We start from the raw sequence: 24,418 nt of genomic DNA, 5'->3' as shown, positions 1-24,418 counted from the left end.
GTCAGATCCGAGCCGCGTGGATGCGCGTCACGATGATCGCGCGCGCCCCGACGTCGGCGAGCGCGTCCATGATGTGGTTCGTCTCGTCGCGGCGCACCATGACGCGCACGGCCGCCCACTCGGGGTCGTGCAGCGGGCTCACGGTCGCGCTCTCGAAGCCCGAGGCGACGCCGATGGCCGCGTCGAGGCGCGAGCGCTCGATGTCGTAGTCGACGAGCACGTAGTCGCGCGCCACGATGACGCCGTCGAGGCGCCGCTTGAGGGTCGCCATGCCCGGCTTCTCGGCACCGCCGGCGCCGTTCGAGATGAGCACGGCCTCGCTCGAGAGGATCGGCTCGCCGAAGACCTCGAGGCCCTGGGCCCGCAGCGTCGCGCCCGTCTCGACGACGTCGGCCACGGCATCCGCCACCCCGAGCCGCACGGCCGACTCGACGGCGCCGTCGAGGCGCACGAGCTCGGCGCGCACGCCGTGCCCGGCGAGGTGCTGCTCGACGAGCCCGGTGTACGAGGAGGCGATGCGCACGCCGGCGAGGTCGGCCGCCGAGCCGAAGCGGCCCGCGGGGCCCGCGAACCGGAACGTGGAGTGCGCGAAGCCGAGGCCCTGCACCTCGACGGCGTCGGAGCCGGAGTCGAGCAGCAGGTCGCGACCGGTGATGCCGACGTCGAGCGCGCCCGAGCCGACGTAGGTGGCGATGTCGCGCGGCCGGAGGTAGAAGAACTCCACCTCGTTGCGCGCGTCGACGACGATGAGCTCCTTGCCGTCGCGGCGGCCGCGGTAGCCGGCCTCCGCGAGCATCCAGGCGGCCGTCTCGGCCAGCGAGCCCTTGTTGGGCACGGCGATCTTGAGCATGGGTTCCTTCACGACTGACGTGTGCTGCTGCGAACGGGGTGCGACGCGTCAGAGATGTCGGTAGACGTCCTGGAGCGTGATGCCCTTCGCGAGCATGAGCACCTGCAGGTGGTACAGCAGCTGCGAGATCTCGATGGCGGCGTCCTCGTCGGTCTCGTGCTCGGCGGCCATCCAGACCTCGGCGGCCTCCTCGACGATCTTCTTGCCGATCGTGTGCACGCCCGCGTCGACGGCGGCGACGGTGCCGGAGCCCTCGCGGCGCTCGGCGAGCGTCTGCTCCAGCTCGGCGTACAGCTCGTCGAAGGTCTTCACCGGTCCAGGCTACCGGGCTGCGGGGCCGCGGCCAGGCGGAGGGCGTGGATGCGCTCGGCCGGGTCGGCGTGCCCGTAGACGGCGGAGCCGGCCACGAAGACGTCGGCGCCGGCGGCCGCGGCGATCGGCAGGGTGTCGGCGGTGATGCCGCCGTCGACCTGCAGCGCGAGCTCGATGCCGAGCTCGTCGGCGCGACCGCGGAGCTCCTGGAGCTTCGGCATCATCTCGGGCATGAACGACTGCCCGCCGAAGCCCGGCTCGACCGTCATGACGAGCACCATGTCGAACTCGCGCAGGTGCTCGAGCACGTCGTCGACGGCGGTGCCCGGCTTCAGCGCGATGGCCGCCCGCGCGCCGCGCGCCCGCAGCTCCCGCGCGAGCGCGACCGCGTCGCGCGTGGCCTCGGCGTGGAAGGTGACCGAGTCGACGCCGTCGATCGCGTACTGCAGCGCCCACGTGTCGGGGTCGTCGATCATGAGGTGCACGTCGATGGGGAGGCTCGTCACCTCGGCGATGCGCTGCACCATGGGCAGGCCGAACGTCAGGTTGGGCACGAAGTGCGCGTCCATGACGTCGAGGTGCACGCCGTCGGCGCTCGCGATGCGCTCGAGGTCGCGCTCGAGGTTGACGAAGTCGGCCGAGAGGATGCTGGGGTGGATCCTGACCATGGGCTCCAGCCTATCGACCGGCCGGTGCCGCCTCGGCCACGGCCGCGTCGGGGGCGGTCGTCAGCAGCTGCACGAACATGGCGTCGGTGCCGTTGCGGTGCGGCCACAGCTGCACCGCGTCGCCCGTCTCGCCCAGCTCGATGCCCGGTGAGAGCTCGCGCACCACGGCGCGGGTGTCGACGGGCACGAGCCCGAGCGCCCCGGCCCGGTCGACGACCGCGCGCGTCTCGGCGAGGTGCGGCGAGCAGGTGACGTAGGCGATGAGGCCGCCGGGCGCGACGGCGCGCGCGGCCGCCTCGAGCAGCTCGCCCTGCAGCGCCGCGAGGCCGGGCACGTCGGAGGGCTGCTTGCGCCAGCGCGCCTCGGGCCGCCGGCGGAGCGCGCCGAGGCCCGTGCACGGCGCGTCGAGCAGGATCCGGTCGAACGCGCCCTCGGTCTCGCCGCGGCCGTACCGGCGGCCGTCGCCCGTGACGACCTGCGGCCGCGGCTCGATCGTGCGCACGGCCTCGCGCACGAGCCGCGCGCGGTGCGGCGCGACCTCGTTGGCCTCGAGCCGCGCGCCCGACGCCGCCGCCTCGGCGGCGAGCAGCGCCGCCTTGCCGCCGGGGCCCGCGCACAGGTCGAGCCACCGCTCCCCCGCCGCGACGGGGCGGGCGCGGCTGAGCGCGAGCGCCGCGAGCTGCGAGCCGGAGTCCTGCACCCGCCAGCTGCCGTCGGCGATCTGCGGCAGGCGCGCGGGGTCCCCCGGAGGCGCGACGCGGCCGATCGGGCTCGCGGTCGCCGGCAGGTCGAGGTCGGCGGGATCGGCGAGCCCCGGCAGCGCGACGAGCTGCACGGCGGGCGGGTCGTTGTCGGCGGCGAGCAGCGCGCCGAGCTCGTCGGCGGCGCCCTCGCGGTCGAGCGAGCGCCGGAGCGCCCGCAGCACCCAGGCGGGGTGGCCGGTCTCGAGCGCGAGCCGCTCGTCGTCGGCGAGCCCTGCCGTCAGCCGCGCGAGGCGCTCCTCGGCGGGCACCTCCGCGAGCCGGCGCAGCACCGCGTTCGCGAAGCCGGCCCTGCCGCGGTGGCGGCCGAGCAGCGCGACCGTCTCGTGCACGGCGGCGTGCGCCGGGGTGCGCATGCGGCTGAGCTGGTGCGACCCGATCCTGAGCGTCGCGAGCGTCGTCGGGTCGATCTGGTCGATCGGCCGGCCCGCCGCGTCGGCGATGAGCGCGTCGTGCTGCCCTTGCCAGCGGAGCGTGCCGTAGGCGAGCTCGGTCGCGAACGCCGCGTCGGCGGGCGTGAGCCGCGCCTCGCGGATGCGGGCGGGCAGCAGCAGGTTGGCGTAGGCGTCGTCCTGGTCGACCGCGAGCACGACGTCGCGCGCCACCTCGCGCGCGCCGGGCGCGTGCTGCCGCTCCTGGCTCACGACGCCACCTCGAAGTCGGCGCTGCCGCCGCGGCCGCGCAGCCAGTCGGCGCCCGGCATCGGCCGCCGCCCGGCAGGCTGCACCTCGCGCAGCTCGAGCGGGGCGCTGCCGGTGCCGACGATCGCGGCGCGGCCCGCGAGCACCGCGCGGCCAGGCGGCACCGGCTCCGCGCCTGAGCGGGCGAGCGCGAGCAGCTTCACGCGCTCGCCGTCGACGACCGCGTGCGCGCCGGGCTCGGGCGTCACGCCGCGCCAGCGCGCGAGCACGGCGGGCGCGGTGGCGGCGAGGTCGAGCGCGCCGTCGGCGAGCGTGAGCTTCGGCGCGAAGCTCGGCGCCCCCGTCTGCTCCTCGAAGACGGCGGTGCCGGCCTCGATCGCGTCGACGGCCTCGACGAGCTCGTGGGCGCCGAGCTCCGCGAGCTGCTCGAGCAGGGCGCCCGCGGTCGCGCCCTCCGGGATCCCGGCCTCGCGCATCCGCACCACCGGTCCCGCGTCGAGCGCCTCGACGAGCCGGAAGACGCTCACGCCCGTGACACCGCGGCCGTCGATGAGCGCGCGCTGCACGGGCGCGGCGCCGCGGTAGTCGGGCAGCAGCGAGAAGTGCAGGTTGATCCAGCCGTGCGCAGGCGCCGACAGCAGCGGCTCGCGCACGAGCCCGCCGTACGCCACGATCACGCCGAGCTCGGCACCGAGCGCCTCGATCGCGGTCGTCGCCGCGGCGTCGAGCCGGTCGGCCTCGATCACCGGCAGCCCGAGCTCGGCGGCACGTGCAGCGACCGGCGTCGGCGTCAGCACGCGCCTGCGGCCCTGCGGCGAGGCGGCGCGCGTGACGACGGCGACCACCTCGTGAGCGCGCGCGAGCGCCTCGAGGCTGGGGACGGCGGCGGCGGGGCTGCCGGCGAAGACGATGCGCATGGGTTCCGTTCGCGTGGGGGTCAGAGGCCGTCGAAGGGCTCGGGATCATCCAACCGGATGCGGAGCCGGGGTGCCGCCCCGGGCTTCCTGGGCCGGGCGGCCGCGGCGAGCACCCGCCCGCGCGCGACGCCCGCGACGCGCGCGCCGTCGGCGTACGCGAAGCGCACGATGGCGCGCTCGAGCCGGTCGCCCGACGCGCCCTCGGCCGGCACGGGCCCGAGCACGTCGACGTGCTCGATGCCGGCCAGCGCCTCGAGCGCCTCGGCGACGGCGTCCGGGTGGCCCACGACGGATGCGGTGCGCACGGCGGGCGGGAACCGGAGGCTGCGGCGCTCGGCGAGCTCGGCCTTCGCGAACGGCACCGTCGTGTCGCCGGTCAGCGCGCCGACGGTCGGGCCGATGACGCCGGCGAGCACGACCGTCGCGCCCTCGGCGGCGAGCGCGCGCGCCGTCGCCCACTGGCGCACCGCCTCCTCGGCGACCCGGAGTCCCTCGCGGGCGAGCAGCGAGTCGCCGTCGAGCAGCAGCACGGCGCCGTAGCCGCCGTCGGCGACCGGCTCCGCGCCGCGCGTCGCGACGACGATGCGCGGCCGCGCGTCGATCGTGAGCCGCTCGTGCTCGCCGTCGGCGACGACGACGGGCACGCCGGGGATCGCGCGGCCGAGCTCCTCGGCGATGCGCGTCGAGCCGCGGCCGACCTCGACGAGCCGGGTGCCGTGGCAGGAAGGGCATCGCCAGGCCGCCGCGAGGCGGCCGCAGAGCCGGCAGCCGGGCTGGCCGCCGCGCGTGCGCTGGCCGAGCGGGCCGCCGCACGCAGCGCAGCGCGCCCGGGTGCCGCAGTCGCCGCAGCGCAGGCCCGGCGCGTGGCCGGGCCGGGCGACCTGCACGAGCACGGGGCGCGAGGCGAGCGCCTCCCTCGCGGCGTGGAAGGCCGCCGCGGGCACCCGCCGGCCGTCGTCGGCGAGCGCGGTCGGCAGCACGCGCACGCGGTGCGCGCCGACCCGCTCGTGCTCGAGGAACCCGACCTCGACGAGCCGCTCGGCGTCGGTCGAGCGCGCGTGCCCGGCGATCACGAGCGCGCAGCCCGTCTGCCCCTGCCGCACGAGGGCCGCGTCGCGCGCGTGCACCCACGGCGAGAGCGGCTCGGCGAGCAGCGGGTCGCCGTCCTCCCAGACGACGAGCAGGCCGAGGTCGGCGGCCGGCGCGTAGACGGCCGAGCGCGGCCCGATGATCGCGAGGCCGCCCCCGTCGACGCAGCGCAGGAAGCCCGCGTAGCGCTCGGGGTTGCGCTGCCGCGCATCGAGCTCGACGACGCGCTCCTCGCCGACCGCCGCCTCGAGCGCGAGCCGCAGCTGCCGCTGCTCGCGGTGGTCGGGCACGACGAGGATCGCCTGCTCGCCGCGCTCGACGGCCTGCCTCGCGAGCGCGGCGAGCGCGACCGCCCAGCGGCCCACCCACGCCGTGCCGCCGCCGGCGACCGGCACCTCGGCGACGCCCCCGGCGCACTCGAGCGCCACCTTGCGGCGCGCCTCGACGAGGCCCGGCAGCAGCGGGGCGGATGCGTCGTCCGGCTCGAGCGGTGCGTCCGGCTCCAGCGATGCGGTCGGCTCGGGCAGTGCGGGCGACTCGGGCGGCTCGGACGACGCGGTCTGCTCGGCCGCGCCCTCGGTCGCGGCGCGATCGGCGGCCTCGGCCGCGGCGCCCTCCGCCGCACGTGCGAGCCACGCCTTCTCGACCCTGGCCTGGCGGCCGGGGATCGCGACGCGCAGCACGTCGGCGGCGCCGCCCGCGGCGCGGTCGGCCACGGCGCGCGCGAGCGCCCAGACCTCGGGCCGCAGCACCGGGACGGGCGACACCACCGCCTCGACGTCGGCGACCTCGCCCTCCCAGGCACGCGCATCCGCCACCTCGACGACGTAGCCGGCCGCCGTGCGGTCGCCGCGCAGCGGCACGCGCACGCGGACGCCGGGCGCGACGCCCTCGAGCGCGGGCGGGATGCGGTACTCGAACAGCCGGTCGAGCTGCGGCAGCCGCGAGTCGACGACGACCCGCGCGTACCGCGCCGTCACGGGAGTCAGAGCCCTGCGGCGGCGCGCAGGTCGTCGACGCGGTCGAGCCGCTCCCAGGTGAAGTCCGGCAGGTCGCGGCCGAAGTGGCCGTAGGCCGCCGTCTGGCGGTACTTGGGCTTGCGCAGGTCGAGGTCGCGCACGATCGCGCCCGGCCGCAGGTCGAACACCTGCTGGATGGCCTCGCCGATCGCCGCGTCGTCGAGCACGCCGGTGCCGAACGACTCGACGTAGAGGCCGACGGGCTGCGCCATGCCGATCGCGTAGGCCGCCTGCACCTCGAGCCGCTTCGCGAGGCCTGCGGCGACGGCGTTCTTCGCCACCCAGCGCAGCGCGTAGGCGGCCGAGCGGTCGACCTTCGACGGGTCCTTGCCGCTGAACGCGCCGCCGCCGTGGCGAGCGGCGCCGCCGTAGGTGTCGACGATGATCTTGCGGCCCGTGAGCCCCGCGTCGCCCTTCGGGCCGCCGGTCAGGAACGAGCCCGAGGGGTTGACGATCGCGCGCATCGCGCTCGTGTCGAGGCCGAGCTCGCCCACGACGGGGTCGATGATGTGCTCGACCACGGCGGCGCGGATGTCGTCGTTCGTGACCCCGGGCGCGTGCTGCGTCGAGACGAGCACGGTGTCGACGCTGACCGGCCGGAAGCCGTCGTAGCCGATCGTGACCTGCGTCTTGCCGTCGGGCCGCAGGAAGTCGATCTCGCCCGAGCGCCGCACCGCGGCGAGGCGCTCGGCGAGCCGGTGCGCGGCCCACGCGGTCGCGGGCATGAACGAGGGCGTCTCGTCGGTGGCGAAGCCGAACATGATGCCCTGGTCGCCCGCGCCGTCGCGGTCGAGCGGGTCGACCGAGCCGTCGCGCGCCTCGACCGCGGTGTCGACGCCGGTCGCGATCTCGGGCGACTGCTCGCCGATGGACACGGTGACGCCGCACGAGTTGCCGTCGAACGACACCTCGCTCGAGTCGTAGCCGATGTCGACGATGACGCGCCGCGCAACGGAGGCGATGTCGACGTAGCCGGTCGTGCGCACCTCGCCGGCGACGTGCACGAGGCCGGTCGTGACGAGCGTCTCGACCGCGACGCGCGCCTCGGTGTCCTGCGCGAGCATCGCGTCGAGGACGGCGTCGGAGATCTGGTCGGAGATCTTGTCGGGGTGACCCTCGGTCACCGACTCCGACGTGAACAGCCTGAGGCTCACTGGGGCTCCTGTGCGGTGTCTGCGGCGCTCGGCGCGTGGAGGCGCTCGGCGATCGTCTCGATGATGGCGCGGGCCACCGACGCCTTGCTGCCTGAGGCGTCGGCGACGACACCGGAGGCGTCGAGGACGCGGATGCGCGTGTCGACGTCCCCGAAGCCCGCGTCGTGGCCGACGCGGTTGACGACGAGGAGGTCGGCGCCCTTCCGGGCGAGCTTCTCGCGGCCGCGGCGCAGCAGCGCCTCGTCGTCGGGCTCGGTCTCGGCGCCGAAGCCGACGACGAGCCCGTCCCTGGGCGCACGGGCGATCTCGGCGAGGATGTCGGGGTTGAGCGACAGCACGATCGTGGGCGCGTCGCCCCACGACTCCTTCGACCGCTTCTCGTCGGCGACGCCGTCGACGCGATAGTCGGCGACAGCGGCGGCCATCACGACCACGTCGGCGTCGGCACGGGCGAGCATCGCGTCGCGCAGCTGGGCGGTCGTCTCGACGGCCACGACCTCGACGCCCGCAGGCGGCGCGACGTCGAGGTTGGCCCCGACGAGCACCACGTCGGCGCCGGCGGCGTGCGCGGCCGCGGCGAGGGCGACGCCCATCGCGCCGCTCGAGCGGTTGCCGAGGAAGCGCACGGGGTCGATGGGTTCGCGGGTGCCGCCCGCCGAGATGACGACGCTGCGGCCCGCGAGCGGGCGCGGCTCGGCCGCCGCGGCTCGGGCGACCTCGAGGGCCGCGGCGACGACGTCGGCCGGCTCGGCCATGCGGCCGAGGCCGCGGTCGCCGCCGGTGAGCTCTCCCGCGACGGGCCCGACGACCGTCACGCCGCGCCCGGCGAGCGTGCGCACGTTGGCCTGCGTCGCCGGGTGCTCCCACATCTCGGTGTGCATCGCCGGGGCGATCACGAGCGGTGCGCGGGAGGCGAGCACGGTGGTGCCGAGCAGGTCGTCGGCGAGGCCGGTCGCGAGCTTCGCGATCGTGTTGGCGGTCGCCGGCAGCACCATGATGAGGTCGGCCGACTGGCCGAGCGCGACGTGCCGCACGGCGGCGACGTCGTCGAAGACCTCGTCGGAGACGGGGTTGCGGCTGAGCGCCTCGAGCGTCGGCCGCCCGATGAAGCGCAGCGCCGACGCGGTCGGCACGACGTGCACGTCGTGGCCCGCCTGCACGAGCTCGCGGATGGCGAGCGCGGCCTTGTACGCGGCGATCCCGCCGGAGACGCCGACGACGACGCGCATCAGGCCGAGGCCACCTCGTCCTTGGTCAGGACGAGCTTGTCCCGGTGGATCTCGTGCAGGGCGACCGAGAGCGGCTTGTCCTCGATCGTCGCGTCGACGAGCGGGCCGACGTTGTCGAACATCGAGCCCTCGTGGATGTCGGTGTAGTAGTCGTTGATCTGGCGCGCGCGCTTCGACGCGAAGATGACCAGCTGGTACTTCGAGTCGACCTTGTCGAGCAGCTCGTCGATCGGCGGGTTGATGATGCCCTTGGTGCGCATGGGTGCCTCCTGCGACTCGTGGTGATGCGGGCGCCGCCCGCGGAAGATCGTGCGCCGACAGGGCGCAATGGGTCATCCTATCGCGCGCTGGAGCTGGGAGCGACGGTCCTTTCGGACCGTCGCCGCGACGCCAGCGCCGGGGCCCGTCCCGGGCCCCGGGATCGGCTCACGCTCCGCTGTCCGCCTCCGCGGTGAGGATGCGCTCCACGACCTCGCGGGCGGCCTCGGCGACGTCGGTGTTCACGATGGTCGCGTCGAACTCCGGCTGGCTCGCGAGCTCGACCTTCGCGGTCTCGAGCCGGCGCTCGCGCTCCGACTCGGTCTCGGTGCCGCGGCCGACGAGCCGGCGCACGAGCTCGTCCCACGACGGCGGCGCGAGGAACAGCAGCACCGCATCCGGGAACGACTCGCGCACCTGGCGCGCGCCCTGCAGGTCGATCTCGAGCAGCACCGAGTCGCCGGCGTCGAGGGCCGCCTGCACGCTCGAGCGCGGCGTGCCGTAGCGCGACTGGTTGTGCACCGTCGCCCACTCCAGGAACTCCCGCTCGTCGACCATCCGGTCGAACTCGGCGTCGGAGACGAACGAGTAGTGCACGCCGTCGATCTCGCCGGGGCGCGGTGCGCGCGTCGTGGCGCTCACCGAGTGGCGGATCTGCGGGAAGTGCTCGCGCACGTACTGCGCGACCGTGCCCTTGCCGACCGCGGTCGGACCGGCGAGCACGATGAGACGGGGGCGACGCGAGGGATCCACGTCGGCAAGCCAACCGCGAACGCGCTCGCGCTGCAAACCGCCGAGCCCGCCGAGCCGCTTGCCCTCGGCGATCCCGAGCGTCGCGAGCAGCTGCTCGACGCGCTTCGGCCCCATGCCGCGGAGCGCCCCGAGGTACTCCGGCACGCGCAGCCGGCCCTCGGGGCTCTCCGGCTCCTGCCACGCGCGCTCGGCGACGTCGCGCGGCCCGCGCTGGCCCGCGCGCAGCGCGCGCTTCACGGCCGCGCGGGCGCGCCGCGCCTCGACCGCCGCCCTGCCCGCGGCGGCGGGATCCGGCAGCGTCACCGCGGCAGCTCGGCGCGCGCCGCGTCGATCGCCCGGGCGAGGCCGTCGGGGCCTGCGGCGAGGATGCTGCGGCTGGCGCTCGCGAGCACGAGCGCCTCGGGCGGGAAGAGGGCGTCGAGGTCGGCGAGCCGTGCACCCTGCGCCCCGAAGCCGGGAGCGAGCACCGGCGTCGCGGCGATCGCGGCGTCGGTGAGCCCGAAGGCGGCGCGGTCGACGGTCGCGCCGATCACGAGGCCGTGGCCCGCGCCGCGGGCGGCGACCTCCTCGGCGACCGCCTGCGCGACCGTGCGGCCGTCCTCGAGCCGCGCGCGCTGCAGCGCCGCGCCCTCGGGGTTGGAGGTCGCCGCGAGCACGATGAGCCCCTTGCCGGCGCGCTCCGCCGCCTCGAACGCGCCCGTGAGCGCGCCGACGCCGAGGTAGGGGCTCACGGTGAGCGCGTCGGCCTCGAGCGGCGAACCGGGCTCGAGCCAGGCCGCGGCGTAGCCGAGGTTCGTCGAGCCGATGTCGCCGCGCTTCGCATCGGCGATCGTGAGCAGCCCCGCCTCGCGCGCGTCGGCGAGCACGCGCTCGAGCGCCGCGAGCCCTGCGGCCCCGTGCGCCTCGAACAGCGCCACCTGGGGCTTGACCACGCCCGCGCGCCCGGCCGCCGCCTCGACGACCGCGCGGCCCATCCGCTCGGCCCCCGACGCATCCGTCGGCAGGCCCCACGACGACAGCAGCCCCGGGTGCGGGTCGATGCCGACGCACAGCGCGCCGCGCCGGGCGACCGCCGCCCGCAGGCGCGCGGCGAGCGTCACGCCGACCGCCGCGCGTGGTACTCCTGCAGGCTCGTCACCTCGAAGGGCTCGCGCGCCGCCTCGATGGCCGCGACCGCCGCGCCCAGCTGCGACACCGTCGTGAACAGCGCCTTGTCGCCCGCCACCGTCGCGGCGCGGATCTCGTAGCCGTCGGCGCGCGCGGCGCCGCCGGTCGGCGTGTTGATGATGATGTCGACCTCGCCGGCGTCGATCAGGTCGACGATCGACGGCTCGTCGCCCGCCTCCGAGTGCTTGCGCACCGTCTGCACGCGGATGCCGTTGCGCGCGAGCACCTCGGCGGTGCCCGTCGTGGCGATGATCGTGAAGCCGAGCTGCTGCAGCCGGTGCATCGGCAGCACCGCCTGCCGCTTGTCGCGGTCGGAGAGCGAGACGAAGACGGTGCCGGAGGTCGGCAGCCCGCCGTACGCGGCGGCCTGGCTCTTCGCGAACGCGGTCGGGAAGTCGCGGTCGATGCCCATCACCTCGCCGGTCGAGCGCATCTCGGGGCCGAGCAGCGAGTCGACCATGCGGCCGTCGGCGGTGCGGAAGCGGCGGAAGGGCAGCACGGCCTCCTTCACCGCCACCGGCGCGTCGATCGGCAGGATCGTGCCGTCCTGCTCGGGCAGCATGCCCTCGGCCCGCAGCTCGGCGATCGTCGCGCCGGCGAGCACGCGCGCGTTGGCCTTCGCGATCGGCGTGCCGAGCGCCTTCGCGACGAACGGCACCGTGCGGCTCGCGCGCGGGTTCGCCTCGATGACGTGCAGCACGCCGGTCGCGTAGGCGAACTGCACGTTGATCGGCCCGCGCACGTCGAGGCCCTCGGCGATGCGCAGCGTGGCGTCGCGGATCTCGTGCAGCTGCGCCCGGCCGAGGCCGACCGGCGGCAGCGTGCACGACGAGTCTCCCGAGTGGATGCCCGCCTCCTCGATGTGCTCGAGGATGCCGCCGACGTAGAGCTCCTCGCCGTCGTAGATCGCGTCGACGTCGATCTCCACGGCGTCGTCGAGGAAGTGGTCGACGAGCAGCGGCGCGTCGGGGCCGACGATGCCGTGCGCCGCGATGCGGTCGAAGTAGCCGTGCAGGCTCGGGGTGTCGTAGACGATCTCCATGCCGCGCCCGCCGAGCACGAACGAGGGGCGCACGAGCACCGGGTAGCCGATGCGCTCGGCGATCTCGACCGCCTGCGCCTCGGTCGTGGCGGTGCCGTTCCGCGGCGCGACGAGGCCGGCCGCGTCGAGGATGCGCTGGAAGCGCCCGCGCTCCTCGGCCGCGTCGATCGCGTCGGGCGTGGTGCCGAGGATCGGCACGCCCGCGGCCTCGAGGCCCCGCGCGAGGCCGAGCGGCGTCTGCCCGCCGAGCTGCACGATGACCCCGACGAGCTCGCCCGCACCGCGCTCGGCGTGCACGATCTCGAGCACGTCCTCGAGCGTGAGCGGCTCGAAGTAGAGCCGGTCGCTCGTGTCGTAGTCGGTCGAGACCGTCTCGGGGTTGCAGTTGACCATGATGGTCTCGAAGCCCGCGTCGGCGAGCGCGAAGGACGCGTGCACGCACGAGTAGTCGAACTCGATGCCCTGGCCGATGCGGTTCGGGCCGGAGCCGAGGATGATCACCTTGCGGCGGTCGGAGGGCACGACCTCCGTCTCGAGGTCGTAGCTCGAGTAGTGGTACGGCGTGACCGCCGGGAACTCGCCCGCGCACGTGTCGACCGTCTTGTAGACGGGGCGGAGCCCCATCGCCCAGCGCGCCTCGCGCACCTCGGCCTCCTCGAGGCCGCGCAGCTGCGCGATCTGCGCGTCCGAGAAGCCGTGCTCCTTGGCCAGCCGCAGCCGGCGCTCGTCGAGCTCGCCCTCGCGCACCTCGTCGGCGACCTCGTTGATGAGCACCATCTGGTCGAGGAACCACGGGTCGATGCCCGTCGCCTCGTGCGCCTGCTCGACCGTCGCGCCGGCGCGCAGCGCCTGCTGCAGCGTGACGATGCGGCCGTCGGTGGGGATGCTTGCGGTCTCGAGCAGCGCCGCGGCGTCGCCGGGCTCGCCCTCCCAGTGGAACGAGGAGCCCTTCTTCTCGAGCGACCGGAGCGCCTTCTGCAGCGCCTGCGCGTACGTGCGGCCCATGGCCATCGCCTCGCCGACCGACTTCATGGTCGTCGTGAGCGTCGCATCCGCCGCCGGGAACTTCTCGAAGTTGAAGCGGGGCACCTTCACGACGACGTAGTCGAGCGCGGGCTCGAACGAGGCGGGCGTGACGCGTGTGATGTCGTTCTGGATCTCATCGAGTCGGTAGCCGAGCGCGAGCTTCGCCGCGATCTTGGCGATCGGGAAGCCGGTCGCCTTCGACGCGAGCGCCGAGGAGCGCGAGACGCGCGGGTTCATCTCGATGACGATGACGCGGCCGGTGGCCGGGTCGACGGCGAACTGGATGTTGCAGCCGCCGGTGTCGACGCCGACGCGGCGGATGATGTCGATGCCGATGTCGCGCAGCCGCTGGTACTCGCGGTCGGTGAGGGTCAGCGCGGGCGCGACCGTGATCGAGTCGCCCGTGTGCACGCCGACGGCGTCGACGTTCTCGATCGAGCAGACGACCACCGTGTTGTCGGCCGTGTCGCGCATGAGCTCGAGCTCGTACTCCTTCCACCCGAGGATCGACTCCTCGAGCAGCACCTCGCCGATCGTCGACGAGTGGATGCCGTCGCCGACGAAGCGGCGCAGCTCCGCCTCGTCGTGCGCGAAGCCCGAGCCCAGGCCGCCCATCGTGAACGAGGGGCGGACGACGACCGGGTAGCCGTACTCCTCGGCGAACGCGAGCGCGTCGTCGACCGACTTCGCGATGGCGCTCGAGGCGACGTCGGCGCCGGAGTCGAGCACGAGCTGCTTGAACAGCATGCGGTCCTCGCCGCGCTGGATCGCGTCGACCTTCGCACCGATGAGCTCGACGCCGTGGCGGGCGAGGATGCCCTGCTCGTGGAGCGCGATCGCCGCGTTGAGCGCCGTCTGGCCGCCGAGCGTCGGCAGGATCGCGTCGGGGCGCTCCTTGATGATGATCGTCTCGATCACCTCGGGCGTGATCGGCTCGATGTAGGTCGCGTCGGCGAAGTCGGGATCGGTCATGATCGTCGCCGGGTTGGAGTTCACGAGGATGACGCGCACGCCCTCCTCGCGCAGCACGCGGCAGGCCTGCGTGCCGGAGTAGTCGAACTCGGCGGCCTGCCCGATGACGATCGGGCCGGAGCCGATGACGAGGACGGAGCGGATGTCGTCGCGCTTGGGCATCAGGCGTCCTTCTGCTCGGAGTGGGTGGCGGTCGCGGCGCGGTGCTCGAGCACGAGCTCGCGGAACCGGGAGAAGAGGTGGCGGGCGTCGTTGGGGCCTGCGGCCGACTCGGGGTGGTACTGCACGCTGAAGGCGGGGATGTCGAGGGCGCGCAGGCCCTCGACCACCTCGTCGTTGAGCGACCAGTGGCTCACCTCGACGCGGCCGAAGCCGGCGGGGCTCGCGAGCTCCTCGTGGAGCGGCGCGTCGACCGCGAAGCCGTGGTTCTGGCTCGTGATCTCGACGCGGCCGGTGGCCTTGTCGAGCACCGGCTGGTTGATGCCGCGGTGGCCGAAGGGCAGCTTGTAGGTGCCGAAGCCGAGGGCGCGCCCGAGCAGCTGGTTGCCGAAGCAGATGCCGAAGAAGGGCAGGTCCTCCCGCAGCAGCCCCTGCAGCAGCTCGACCTGGCTGTCGCTCGCGGCGGGGTCGCCGGGGCCGTTCGAGTAGAACGCGGCGATCGGCTCGTGGGCGAGCACCTCCTCGAGCGTGGCGCTCTGCGGCAGCACGACGAGGTCGAAGCCCTGCTCCTGCAGGAAGCGGAGGGTGGATGCCTTGACGCCGAGGTCGAGCACGGCGAGCGTGCCGATCGGCTCGCCCGTCGCGGGCAGCCGGTAGGCCTCCGGCGTCGTCACGACGTCGGCGAGGCTGCGGCCGGCCATCTGCGGGCTCTCGCGGACGGCAGCGAGCATCGTGGCGTCGTCGGCGAGCGCGTCGCCTGAGAAGACGCCCGCGCGCATCGAGCCGGCGTCGCGGAGGCGGCGGGTGATCGCGCGGGTGTCGACGCCGGCGATGCCGACGATGCCGTCGCGCTCGAGCTGCGCGTCGAGGCTGCCCTCGGCGCGCCAGTTCGAGACGGTGCGGCTCGCGGCGCGCACGGCGTAGCCGGCGGGCCACATGCGGCGCGACTCGGCGTCCTCGGCGTTCACGCCGGTGTTGCCGATGTGCGGCGCGGTCTGCACGACGATCTGGCCCGCGTACGACGGGTCGGTGAGCGTCTCCTGGTAGCCGGTCATGCCGGTCGCGAAGACGGCCTCGCCGAGCGCGACGCCGGTCGCGCCGTAGGCGGTGCCGCGGTGGATCGTGCCGTCCTCGAGGACGAGGGCCGCGGGAGCGGGTGCGGTCATGGGGTGGCTCCTTCCCCGGTTGCCTGCTGGGTGGACTGGGTGTGCTGGGCGCGCTGGGCGGTCGGCGTCGCCGGCGAGGCCTTCGCGGCGAGCGCGTGCAGCGCCGCGAAGGCAGCGCTGTCGTCGCCGATCACGCGGAGGTAGGTGTCGACGTCGGCGCCGAGCGAGTGGGCGATGACGATGATGCCGCCCGGCTCGACGACGCGGTCGATGGTCCAGGTGGCGCGCTCGACGGCGCGGATGCGGCCGGCGGGGATGCGCATCTCGGTGCGGTCGGCGAGCAGCTGCACGCCGGCGGCGTCGATCGCGAGGCGCGTGCGGCCGCGGAAGCCGAGGCCGTGGGCGAAGATGCGCTGGTACGGCTCGCCGGCGCGGGTCGTGGCCACGTAGAGCGCGTCGACGACGAGCTGCGGCGCGACGTCGATCCAGCCGGACGGAGCCTCGATGTCGCGCTGGCGGCGCCGGTGGGCGAGCACGCCGAGCACGGCGGCGATCGCGAGCACGGCGACGAACGCGGCGCTCAGCAGCGCGAAGAGCTCCTTGGTCATGCGGCCCCGCCCGTCACGACCTCGCCGTCGGCGACCGTGCGGCGGCCGCCGTGCCACACGTGCAGCACGCGGCCGGGCAGCTCGACGCCCAGGAACGGCGAGTTCGCCGACCGGCCCTTGAGGCTCGACGCCTCGACGACGGCGCGGGCGCCGGGGTCGACGAGCACGACGTGCGCGGGCGAGCCGATCGCGAGCGGCGCGTCGTAGCCGGGCTCCCGCCCGATCGCGGCGGGCGCGGTCGACATGACGCGGGCGACGCCGGCCCAATCGAGCAGGCCGGTCTCGACCATCGACTGCTGCACCACCCCGAGCGCCGTCTCGAGCCCGACCATGCCGAAGGCGGCATCCGCGAACGCCGTCTGCTTGGCCTCGGGCGCGTGCGGCGCGTGGTCGGTGGCGACGATGTCGATCGTGCCGTCGGCGAGCGCCTCGCGCAGCGCCTGCACGTCGCGGTCGGCGCGCAGCGGCGGGTTGACCTTGAAGCGGCCGTCGTAGCCGCGCACGAGCTCCTCGGTCAGCAGCAGGTGGTGCGGCGTGACCTCGGCGGTGATGGCGATGCCGCGCGCCTTCGCCTGGCGCACGACCTCGACCGTCTCGACGGTGGAGACGTGGCAGACGTGGAGGCGGGCGCCGGCGGCCTCGGCGAGCATCGCGTCGCGCGCGACGATCGACGCCTCGGCGACCGAGGGCCAGCCGGTGAGCCCGAGCTCGGCGGCGAGCGGGCTCTCGTGCATGACCGCGCCGCGGGTGAGCGCGGGGTCCTGCGCATGCTGGGCGATCACCGCGTCGAGCGCGGCGGCGTGCTCGAGCGCGCGCCGCATGAGCTCGGCGTCGGCGACGCAGTGGCCGTCGTCGCTGAAGACGGTGACGCGCGCGGCGCTGCCGGCGAGCATGCCGAGGTCGGCGAGCCGCTCCCCCGCGAGGCCGACCGAGACGGCGCCGATCGGCCGCACCGTGGCGAGTCCCGCCTCGAGCCCGAGGCGGTGCACCTGCTCGACCACCGCGGGCGTGTCGGCGACCGGGCTCGTGTTCGCCATCGCGAACACGCACGTGTAGCCGCCCGCCGCCGCGGCGCGCACGCCGGTGGCGACGGTCTCGGCCTGCTCGCCGCCGGGCTGGCGCAGGTGGGTGTGCAGGTCGACGAGACCCGGCAGGGCGACGAGGCCGGATGCGTCGATCGTCTCGGCCGCGTCGCGGTCGACGGTCGCCGGGTCGACGAGCGCGCCGCCCTCGATGGCGAGGTCGCGGACCTCGCCGCCGAGCACTCGGGCGCCGGTGAGCAGCGTGGTCATCGGGTGCCTCCGTCGACGGAAGATGGGTGGTCGGATGCGAGGAGCGAGTAGAGCACGGCCATGCGCACGGAGACGCCGGCGGTGACCTGCTCGAGGATGGTGGATGCGTCGCTGTCGGCGGCGCGGCTCGAGAGCTCGAGGCCGCGGTTCATCGGGCCAGGGTGCATGATGTGCGCGTCGCCGAGGCGCGCGAGGCGCTCGTCGGTCAGCGACCAGCCCGTGATGTACTCCCCCGCGCTCGGCGCGATGCGACCGGCCTGCCGCTCGAGCTGCACGCGCAGCAGCATGAGCGCGTCGGGCCGCTCGGCGATGACGCGATCGAGGCTCGTCTCGGCGCGCACGCCCAGCCGGGTGCCGTCCGCGGCGGCGACGGGCAGCAGCGAGGGCGGGCCGACGAGCGTGACCTCGGCGCCGAGCGCCGGCAGCAGCAGCGCGTTGGAGCGCGCGACGCGGGAGTGGGCGATGTCGCCGACGATCGCGATGCGCACGCCGTCGAGGCCGCGGCCGCGTGCGGCTCCGCCATGGATGCGGCGGCGCAGCGCGAAGGCGTCGAGCAGCGCCTGCGTGGGGTGCTCGTGCGTGCCGTCGCCCGCGTTGACCACGGGGCGGCCGATCCAGTCGGCGAGCTGCGCGGGCGCGCCCGAGGAGCCGGAGCGCACCACGACGCCGTCGACGCCCATCGCCGCGATGGTGAGGCCGGTGTCGCGCAGCGACTCCCCCTTCGAGACGCTCGAGCCCTTGCCGGAGACGTTGATCACGTCAGCCGAGAGCCACTTGCCGGCGATCTCGAACGACGAGCGCGTGCGGGTGGAGTCCTCGAAGAACAGGTTCACGACGGTGCGGCCGCGCAGCGCCGGCAGCTTCTTCACCTCGCGGTCCTGGATCTGGTGCATGTCCTCGGCGAGGTCGAGCAGCGCGACCGCCTCGTCGCGCGGCATCGCGGCCGTCAGCAGGTGCTTCATGCGGCACCCCCCTCGATGGTCACGGCATCGCGCCCGTCGACCTCGTCGAGCAGGATCGAGACGTGCTCGCTGCGCGCGCTCGGCAGGTTCTTGCCGACCGAGTCGGCGCGGATGGGCAGCTCGCGGTGGCCGCGGTCGACGAGCACCGCGAGCCGCACGGCGCGCGGCCGGCCGAGGTCGGCGAGCGCGTCGAGCGCCGCGCGGATCGTGCGCCCGGAGTAGAGCACGTCGTCGACGAGCACGACGACGCGGTCGTCGATGCCGGCGGCGGGGATGCGCGTGGGGTGGGATGCGCGCGTGGGCGTCGCGCGCAGGTCGTCGCGGTGCATCGTCACGTCGAGGGCGCCGACGCGGCCGGAGAAGTCGTCGCCGGTGATCTCGGCGAGCCGGTCGGCGAGGCGCTGCGCGAGGTGCGCGCCGCGGGTGGGGATGCCCAGCAGCACGAGGCCGTCGGGGCCGTGGTTCGCCTCGAGGATCTCGTGGGCGATGCGCGTGAGGGCCCTGGCGATCTCGTCGGGTCCGAGCACGGTGCGCGCTGAAGTCATGCTGACTCCCTTCTCCGCCTCACAGGACGGGCTTCAAGGTTGTCTGATGCCTCCACCCTACCGGGTCGGCGATGCGCGCCGGGCTCCCCTCATACGCAGGGCGCCCATTCGAGCACCGCGCCGCGCAGCGACGGGAAGCCGCCGAGCAGCACGACCGGCGGCGCTCCGAGCCGCACGTGCTCCGCCTGCACCTCGGGCACGACGCACGACGCGCCGGTGAGGTAGAGCGGCACCCGCTGGGCGCCGGCGACGGCGCTCGCGGCGAGCGCATCCGGGAACCGCTCGCCGCTCGCGAGGTACATCCGGCTGGGCGTGGCGCCGAACGCGGCGTTCACGAGGGCGGCCGTCTGGTAGCGGTTGGCGCCGGCGATCCGCTCGACGGTGCGGGTGGCGCGCAGCGAGTCGACGAGCGCCTCGGAGACCGACGGCTCACCGCCGATCACGGTCACGCGCCGGACGCCGAGCCGCTGCATGACCGCGAGGCCGGAGGCGTGCACGGATCCGCTCGTGCCGTCGACGAGCAGCACGGGCGCGCCGCGGAGCGCCGCGACCGGTCCGGCCGAGAGCGCGTCGGGGAAGTTGCGCCCGGTCGCGATGAACGCGTTCGACGTGGAGCCCGCCGGGAAGGCGAACTGCGCGATCATCGCGCTCGTCTCGAAGCGGTTGGCGCCGCCGAGCCGGGTGACCGGCGCGATGTCGGCGAGCTGCCGCTCGACCGCGGCCGAGACCGACGGGGTCGACCCGACGACGACGATCTGGGTCGGGCGCAGCCGCACGAGCTCGGCCCGCACGGTCGTCGGCAGCGCGTCGCGCTGCGTCAGCAGCAGCGGAGCACGCAGCCGCGCGGCCGCGGCGCCGGCGCTCAGCGCGTCGGCGAAGCCCTCGCCGCCGGCGATGAAGACGCGGCCCGCGCCGTTCGGGTAGCCGGCGCGCGCGATCTCGGCGGAGGTCGCGTAGCGGTCGTCGCCGGAGATGCGGCTCGTGTCGGCGACCGTGCTCGGCGTGCGGGTCATCATCGACGCGCCGGTCGCCCAGAGGGCGGTCGCGACGTCGGTGTAGCTGCAGCGGTTGATGCCGATGGGTGCGCCGGTGGCGGTGATGAGGCCGACCGCGCGCACGGTGCCGTCGCCGCGGTGCTGGAAGACGGGGCCGCCGCTGTCGCCGGGCTCGCACACGTAGTCGGGGCTCGCCGACATGGAGCGGTAGACGGCGCAGGCCAGGAAGCCGAAGTCGTAGCAGCCGACCGGCTCGTTCGTGCGGGTCGCGTACCGCTCGCCGTGGCGCACGCCCGAGAAGCCGACCGAGCCGCTGCCGGCGATGACGCCGATGCCCTCGACTGCGACCTCGCGCGAGCCGGTGCAGCCGGCGCCGAGCCACATCGTGGGCGTCGCGAACTGCGTGCGCACGACCATCGAGTCGACGTAGCTCCACTGCAGCTGGTTGTGCGAGATGGTGCCGATGCGCGCGCCGTTGCCTGCGTAGCCGCCGCAGAGCGACGCGGCGAAGCCGTGCGTGACCGACTGGCCATTGGCGCCGTCGGGCGCGGCGCAGTGGCCGGCGCTCATGATCGCGGGGCTGCCGTCGTCGAGCCGCACGCCGAATCCGCTCGAGCACGCGACGGTGCCGCCCACGAGGATGCCGATGCCGCCGCCGTGGCCGTCGCGGTCGTCGAGGCGCGATGCAGCGGCCTCGTCGGCGACGTCGGCGACCACGTCGACGGGCACGCCGAGGTCGGCGAGGCCCATGGTCTCGAGCAGGCCCGTCTCCGCCCGTGCCGGCTCGTCGCCGGAGGCCGCCGTGGGCAGGCCGTCGAGCTCGCGCGCGGCGGTCGGCGCGATCGCGGATGCGTCGAGGCGGTCGACGCCGAGCCGCAGCGCGGCGCGCTCGTGGTCGATCGCGGCCGACACGATGGCGTCGCCCGAGCCGGTCGCGGCGGCGAGCGCGCGGTCGAAGCCCTCGCACAGGTCGCGGAGGCTGCGGTCCACGGTGCCGACGGCGGTCACGTCGACGCTCGACACGAGCGCCTGCGCCTCGGCCGGCAGCCCGGCGATCACGGCGGGCACGAGGGCGGCAGCGCTGCCGGCGACCGCCTCGAGCACGTCGATGCCGACGACGTCGCCCTCGGCGTCCTGGCGCAGCTGCGCCGAGGCGAGCGCGTCGGGGTCGGCGGCGAGCAGTGCCTGCTGCAGGCTGCGGAGCGACGCGGTGCGACCGACCTCCGGCGTGGCCTCGGGGTCGACCGCGACGGGCACGATCGCCGAGCGCGCGAGGCACTGGACGACGGATGCGTCGGGCGCGGCCGCGGGGTCGGCCGTGGGGGCGGCCGAGGCCGTGGTGGGTGCGACGAGGAGGCCGCCGACGAGCGCGAGCGCGCCGACGATCGAGGCGAGGGGACGGAAGGGCACGAGGATCCTCTCGAGGTGCTGGGGGCCTCCAGTCTGACACGCAGATGCAGGATCTGCAATCTTGCCGTTTCGTCAGCCGCAGAGCTCGTATCGGGAGACGTCGAGGGCGAGCGTGGGCGTGCCGCCGAGGAGCACGACCCCGGGCCGGCCGAGCCTGGTGTGCTCCGCGGACAGTCCGGCGTGGAGGCACGAGCCGGGCGTGAGGTAGAGCGGAGCCCCGCGCGCTCCGGCCACCGCAGCCGCCGCGAGGGCGTCCGGGAACCGCTCGCCGCTCGCGACGTACATCGCGGGCGGGCGGGCGCCGAACCCGGCGTTCACGCGGATCGCCGTCTGATAGCGGTCGGCGCCGGCGATGCGGCTCACCGTCCGACCGTCCCGCAGCGACGCGGCGACGGCGTCGCTCACCGATGGCGTGCCGCCCACGACGATCACCTCCGTCGTGCCCAGGGTCGAGAGCGCATCGAGCGTGCCCGCTCCCGCGGTGGGCGTCCGGCCGTCGACGAGCAGCACGGGCGCGTGGCTGCGGGCGGCAGCGGGCCCCGCCGCCAGTGCGTCCGGGAAGGATCGGCCCGTGGCGACGAACGCGTGGTCCGCTCCCTCGGGGAACGCGTGCGCCGCCAGCAGGGCGCTCGTCTCGTAGCGGTCAGCGCCGCCGATCCGCGTGACGGGCGCGATCGCCGCGAGCTCGGCCTCGACCTCGGCAGACACCGACGGCTCGCCTCCGATCAGCACGATCGCATCCGGCGCGAGCCTGGCGAGCTCTCGCCGCACGGAGGACGGCAGCAGGTCTCGCGCGGTGAGCAGCAGCGGCGCGCGCACGTGGGCCGCGGCCGCCCCGGCGCTCAGCGCATCGGCGAAGCGCGATCCGCTGGCGATGTAGACCTGCGCGGCGCCGTCCGGGTAGCCGTGCTGCGCGATGAGGGCTGCGGTCCGGTAGCGGTCGGCGCCTGCGATGCGGGCCGGCGGCGCCATGGTGAGCGAGGCGTGCGTCATGATCGCCGCGCCGCTGAGGTGCAGCGCCGTGCCCATGTCGACCCAGCTGCACCGGTTGATGCCGAGGTCGTAGCCGGAGGCGGTGATGAGACCGAGCGCGATGACGCCGCCGCCGGCGCGGTGACGGAACGCGGGCCCGCCGGAGTCGCCGGGCAGGCAGGCGTAGGTCGAGCGCGACGACATCGCGCGCTGCACCGAGCACGCCCAGTAGCCGAAGTCGTAGCAGCCGGTCGGCTCGGAGGTGCGGGTCGCGTACTGCTCGCCCTGCCGCGCGCCCGAGAAGCCGACCTGCTGGCCCGCGCCCACCTGGCCGGCCCCGTGGACCGCCGTCTCGCCGGACCCGGCGCACGCGCTCCCGAGCCACATGGTGGGCCTGGCCGATCCCGTGCGGACCACCATCGAGTCGACCTTGGAGCCGGTCGACAGCAGGTTCTGCGAGACCCGGCCGATGCCTGCACCGCTCCCCCACCCGCACAGCTGGCTCGCGTGGCCGCTGACGACGGATGCGCCGTTCGAGCCGATCGGCGACGGGCAGTGGCCCGCGCTCATCACCGCGGGGGCGCCGTCGGCCGTCCGCACCGCCAAGCCGGTCGTGCAGGCGAGCCCGCCGACGCGGATCGCGTTGCCGCCGCCGTAGCCGTCCGCGTCGTGCAGCCGGCTGACCGGCTCGTCGGCGACGTCCGCGACCATCTCGACCGGCACCCCGAGCCCCGAGAGCCCGAGGGCCGAGAGCAGGTCGGCTGCCGCGGGCTCCGCGCCCTCGCCCGCCGACGCATCCGGAAGCGCCTCGATCGCGCCCGCGCGCGCCGGGGCGGCGCGGAGCGCCCCGGACCGGTCGACGCCGAGGCGCAGCACGGCGCTCCGGTGGTCGACCGCTGCCGAGACGAGGGCGTCGGCAGTCGCCCCGTCCGCACCGACGGCGCGGTCGAGCGCGCCGCACAGCGCGCGGAGCGGCTGGGCTGCGACGCCGATGACGTCGACGTCGTCGTCGGTGACGGCCGAGCGCAGGTGCGACGGCAGGGCGGCGATCTCCTCGGCGACGAGCTCGCCGGCGAAGGGAGTCGCCGCGAGCAGCGCGATGCCCGCGCCCTCGCCGTCGGGGGCGCGGAGCAGGTCGGCTGCGCCGAGCGCATCGGGGTGGCGCGACAGCAGCGCGTGCTGCAGCGTGCGCAGCGCCGCCTCGCGCACCTGCGCGGGGTCCTCCGAGGGCTCGGCGTCGACCGGCACGATGGCCGAGCGCACCAGGCACTCCTCGATGCTGCCGGGCGCCGGCGCAGCCGGGTCGACGGCGACGGCAGGCGAGGAGGGCGCGACCAGCAGCGCGGACGCGAGCGCCAGGACGCCGACGACCGGTGTCAGCGCGCGGAACGGTGAGCGGCGCATGGGATCCTCTCGACGGCCCGACATGTCCGCCGGCCGCCCGAGGTCACACTACGACGGCGCCCGGCCGCGCCCGCTCAGCCGCGCTGCGCCGCGATCCTCCCCAGCACGCCGTTGATGAACGCGCCCGAGCGCTCGGTCGAGAGCTCGTTCGCCAGGTGCACCGCCTCCGAGACGACCACGCTCGCGGGTGCCGTCTCGTGCTCGAGCTCCCATGCGCCGACGCGCAGGATCGCGAGGTCGGTGCGCGGCATGCGGTCGATCGGCCAGTGCTCGCTCGAGGAGGCGATCAGCTCGTCGATGCCCGCCTGCTCGTCGGCGACGCCCGCGACGATCTCGCGCGCGAACGCGAACCACGGGTGCTTCGCCCAGCCGAGCCGGGCCGCGGTGTCGCGCAGCACGGCCTCCGGCGACTCGTCGCGCGCCTGCGCCGAGTAGAGCACCTCGACCGCGTGCTTGCGGGCCTTGCGGCGGGAGGGGTAGGTCTCGTCGCCCACGTCAGTCGGTGACGCGGCCGAGGTAGCTGCCGTCGCGGGTGTCGACCTTGACGCGGGTTCCTTGCTCGACGAAGAGCGGCACCTGGATCTCGGCGCCCGTCTCGACCGTCGCGGGCTTCGTGCCCGCGCTCGAGCGGTCGCCCTGCAGGCCGGGCTCCGTGTACGTGATCTCGAGCACGACCGACGCGGGCAGCTCGACCTGCAGCGCCTCGCCCTCGTGCATCGAGATGGCGGCGGTGCCGTTCTCGAGCAGGTACTTCGCGGCGTCGCCGACGGTCGCGGCCGGGATGGGCAGCTGCTCGTACGTGTCGTTGTCCATGAACACGAAGTCCTGGCCGTCGTTGTACAGGAACTGGTAGTCGCGGCGGTCGACGGTCGCGAACTCCATCTTCGTGCCGGCGTTGAAGGTCTTGTCGACGACCTTCTGGCTGCGCACGTTGCGCAGCTTGGTGCGCACGAACGCGCCGCCCTTGCCGGGCTTCACGTGCTGGAACTCGATGACGCTCCAGAGCTGGCCGTCGAGGTTCAGCACCGCGCCGTTCTTGATGTCGTTCGTGGTTGCCATGGGGTTCCGTTCCGTGGGGGTCAGTGGGGCCCTCAGCGGACCGACAGA

General features: G+C 75.1%; 21 protein-coding genes. All 21 read right to left on the bottom strand.

Translation table 11 applies throughout. From position 1 onward, the window contains the following. Position 1: 1 nt before the first annotated feature. The 21 genes from hisG to efp all read right to left on the bottom strand — a co-directional run bounded on the left by hisG (position 2) and on the right by efp (position 24,370). Positions 2 to 850 (bottom strand): ATP phosphoribosyltransferase, encoded by an 849-nt coding sequence (gene hisG, locus AC1RNL_RS04820; protein ID WP_128189703.1) that lies wholly within the window; start codon positions 848 to 850, stop codon positions 2 to 4. Between the two features lie 48 nt (positions 851 to 898). Next, on the bottom strand, positions 899 to 1,162 hold the full coding sequence (locus tag AC1RNL_RS04815) for a phosphoribosyl-ATP diphosphatase (RefSeq protein ID WP_128189702.1): 264 nt from the start codon (positions 1,160 to 1,162) through the stop codon (positions 899 to 901). Further along, on the bottom strand, positions 1,159 to 1,830 hold the full coding sequence (gene rpe / locus AC1RNL_RS04810) for a ribulose-phosphate 3-epimerase (protein ID WP_128189701.1): 672 nt from the start codon (positions 1,828 to 1,830) through the stop codon (positions 1,159 to 1,161). The genes AC1RNL_RS04815 and rpe overlap by 4 nt, the downstream gene beginning before the upstream one ends. A gap of 10 nt (positions 1,831 to 1,840) precedes the next feature. After that, the gene (locus tag AC1RNL_RS04805) at positions 1,841 to 3,235 is read right to left on the bottom strand and encodes an RsmB/NOP family class I SAM-dependent RNA methyltransferase (RefSeq protein ID WP_492934595.1); all 1,395 of its coding nucleotides are present in this window, start codon (positions 3,233 to 3,235) and stop codon (positions 1,841 to 1,843) included. Further along, complete coding sequence (locus tag AC1RNL_RS04800; RefSeq protein ID WP_364193984.1) at positions 3,232 to 4,149, bottom strand: methionyl-tRNA formyltransferase; 918 nt, start codon at positions 4,147 to 4,149, stop codon at positions 3,232 to 3,234. The genes AC1RNL_RS04805 and AC1RNL_RS04800 overlap by 4 nt, the downstream gene beginning before the upstream one ends. A gap of 20 nt (positions 4,150 to 4,169) precedes the next feature. After that, complete coding sequence (locus AC1RNL_RS04795) at positions 4,170 to 6,218, bottom strand: primosomal protein N' family DNA-binding protein (RefSeq protein WP_492934594.1); 2,049 nt, start codon at positions 6,216 to 6,218, stop codon at positions 4,170 to 4,172. Positions 6,219 to 6,223: 5 nt separating this feature from the next. Further along, positions 6,224 to 7,411 (bottom strand): methionine adenosyltransferase, encoded by a 1,188-nt coding sequence (gene metK, locus AC1RNL_RS04790; RefSeq protein WP_364193990.1) that lies wholly within the window; start codon positions 7,409 to 7,411, stop codon positions 6,224 to 6,226. Then, positions 7,408 to 8,640 (bottom strand): bifunctional phosphopantothenoylcysteine decarboxylase/phosphopantothenate--cysteine ligase CoaBC, encoded by a 1,233-nt coding sequence (gene coaBC / locus AC1RNL_RS04785; RefSeq protein ID WP_492934593.1) that lies wholly within the window; start codon positions 8,638 to 8,640, stop codon positions 7,408 to 7,410. Before coaBC ends, metK begins: the two co-directional genes overlap by 4 nt. Beyond that, the gene (gene rpoZ / locus AC1RNL_RS04780) at positions 8,640 to 8,900 is read right to left on the bottom strand and encodes a DNA-directed RNA polymerase subunit omega (RefSeq protein WP_128190043.1); all 261 of its coding nucleotides are present in this window, start codon (positions 8,898 to 8,900) and stop codon (positions 8,640 to 8,642) included. The genes coaBC and rpoZ overlap by 1 nt, the downstream gene beginning before the upstream one ends. 166 nt (positions 8,901 to 9,066) lie before the next feature. Continuing rightward, complete coding sequence (gene gmk, locus AC1RNL_RS04775; RefSeq protein WP_146356198.1) at positions 9,067 to 9,954, bottom strand: guanylate kinase; 888 nt, start codon at positions 9,952 to 9,954, stop codon at positions 9,067 to 9,069. Next, positions 9,951 to 10,751 (bottom strand): orotidine-5'-phosphate decarboxylase, encoded by an 801-nt coding sequence (gene pyrF, locus AC1RNL_RS04770; protein ID WP_492934592.1) that lies wholly within the window; start codon positions 10,749 to 10,751, stop codon positions 9,951 to 9,953. Before pyrF ends, gmk begins: the two co-directional genes overlap by 4 nt. Further along, complete coding sequence (carB, locus tag AC1RNL_RS04765) at positions 10,748 to 14,020, bottom strand: carbamoyl-phosphate synthase large subunit (protein WP_492934591.1); 3,273 nt, start codon at positions 14,018 to 14,020, stop codon at positions 10,748 to 10,750. The genes pyrF and carB overlap by 4 nt, the downstream gene beginning before the upstream one ends. Further along, positions 14,020 to 15,183, bottom strand: coding sequence for a glutamine-hydrolyzing carbamoyl-phosphate synthase small subunit (gene carA, locus AC1RNL_RS04760; protein WP_128190039.1), 1,164 nt, complete (start codon positions 15,181 to 15,183; stop codon positions 14,020 to 14,022). Before carA ends, carB begins: the two co-directional genes overlap by 1 nt. Beyond that, positions 15,180 to 15,731 carry a PH-like domain-containing protein gene (locus AC1RNL_RS04755; protein ID WP_492934590.1) on the bottom strand — a complete coding sequence of 184 codons (552 nt, stop codon included), beginning with the start codon at positions 15,729 to 15,731 and terminating at the stop codon, positions 15,180 to 15,182. Before AC1RNL_RS04755 ends, carA begins: the two co-directional genes overlap by 4 nt. Beyond that, the gene (locus AC1RNL_RS04750) at positions 15,728 to 17,023 is read right to left on the bottom strand and encodes a dihydroorotase (protein ID WP_492934589.1); all 1,296 of its coding nucleotides are present in this window, start codon (positions 17,021 to 17,023) and stop codon (positions 15,728 to 15,730) included. Before AC1RNL_RS04750 ends, AC1RNL_RS04755 begins: the two co-directional genes overlap by 4 nt. After that, positions 17,020 to 17,985: an aspartate carbamoyltransferase catalytic subunit gene (locus AC1RNL_RS04745; RefSeq protein WP_364194008.1), complete on the bottom strand. Its 966-nt coding sequence runs from the start codon at positions 17,983 to 17,985 to the stop codon at positions 17,020 to 17,022. The genes AC1RNL_RS04750 and AC1RNL_RS04745 overlap by 4 nt, the downstream gene beginning before the upstream one ends. Beyond that, positions 17,982 to 18,530: a bifunctional pyr operon transcriptional regulator/uracil phosphoribosyltransferase PyrR gene (pyrR, locus tag AC1RNL_RS04740; RefSeq protein WP_128190035.1), complete on the bottom strand. Its 549-nt coding sequence runs from the start codon at positions 18,528 to 18,530 to the stop codon at positions 17,982 to 17,984. Before pyrR ends, AC1RNL_RS04745 begins: the two co-directional genes overlap by 4 nt. 89 nt (positions 18,531 to 18,619) lie before the next feature. Beyond that, a complete protein-coding gene (locus AC1RNL_RS04735) occupies positions 18,620 to 20,935 on the bottom strand; it encodes a cell wall-binding repeat-containing protein (protein ID WP_492934588.1) in 2,316 nt (771 codons plus the stop codon). 72 nt (positions 20,936 to 21,007) lie between these two features. After that, positions 21,008 to 23,311: a cell wall-binding repeat-containing protein gene (locus AC1RNL_RS04730; RefSeq protein ID WP_492934587.1), complete on the bottom strand. Its 2,304-nt coding sequence runs from the start codon at positions 23,309 to 23,311 to the stop codon at positions 21,008 to 21,010. 74 nt (positions 23,312 to 23,385) lie between these two features. Next, positions 23,386 to 23,805 (bottom strand): transcription antitermination factor NusB, encoded by a 420-nt coding sequence (nusB, locus tag AC1RNL_RS04725; RefSeq protein ID WP_128190032.1) that lies wholly within the window; start codon positions 23,803 to 23,805, stop codon positions 23,386 to 23,388. Between the two features lies 1 nt (position 23,806). Beyond that, complete coding sequence (efp, locus tag AC1RNL_RS04720; protein ID WP_128190031.1) at positions 23,807 to 24,370, bottom strand: elongation factor P; 564 nt, start codon at positions 24,368 to 24,370, stop codon at positions 23,807 to 23,809. Between the last annotated feature and the right edge of the window lie 48 nt (positions 24,371 to 24,418).

It is taken from the genome of Agrococcus sp. GW821-FHT14H11 (assembly GCF_058803545.1).
This window is presented reverse-complemented; position numbering and strand designations above follow the sequence as displayed.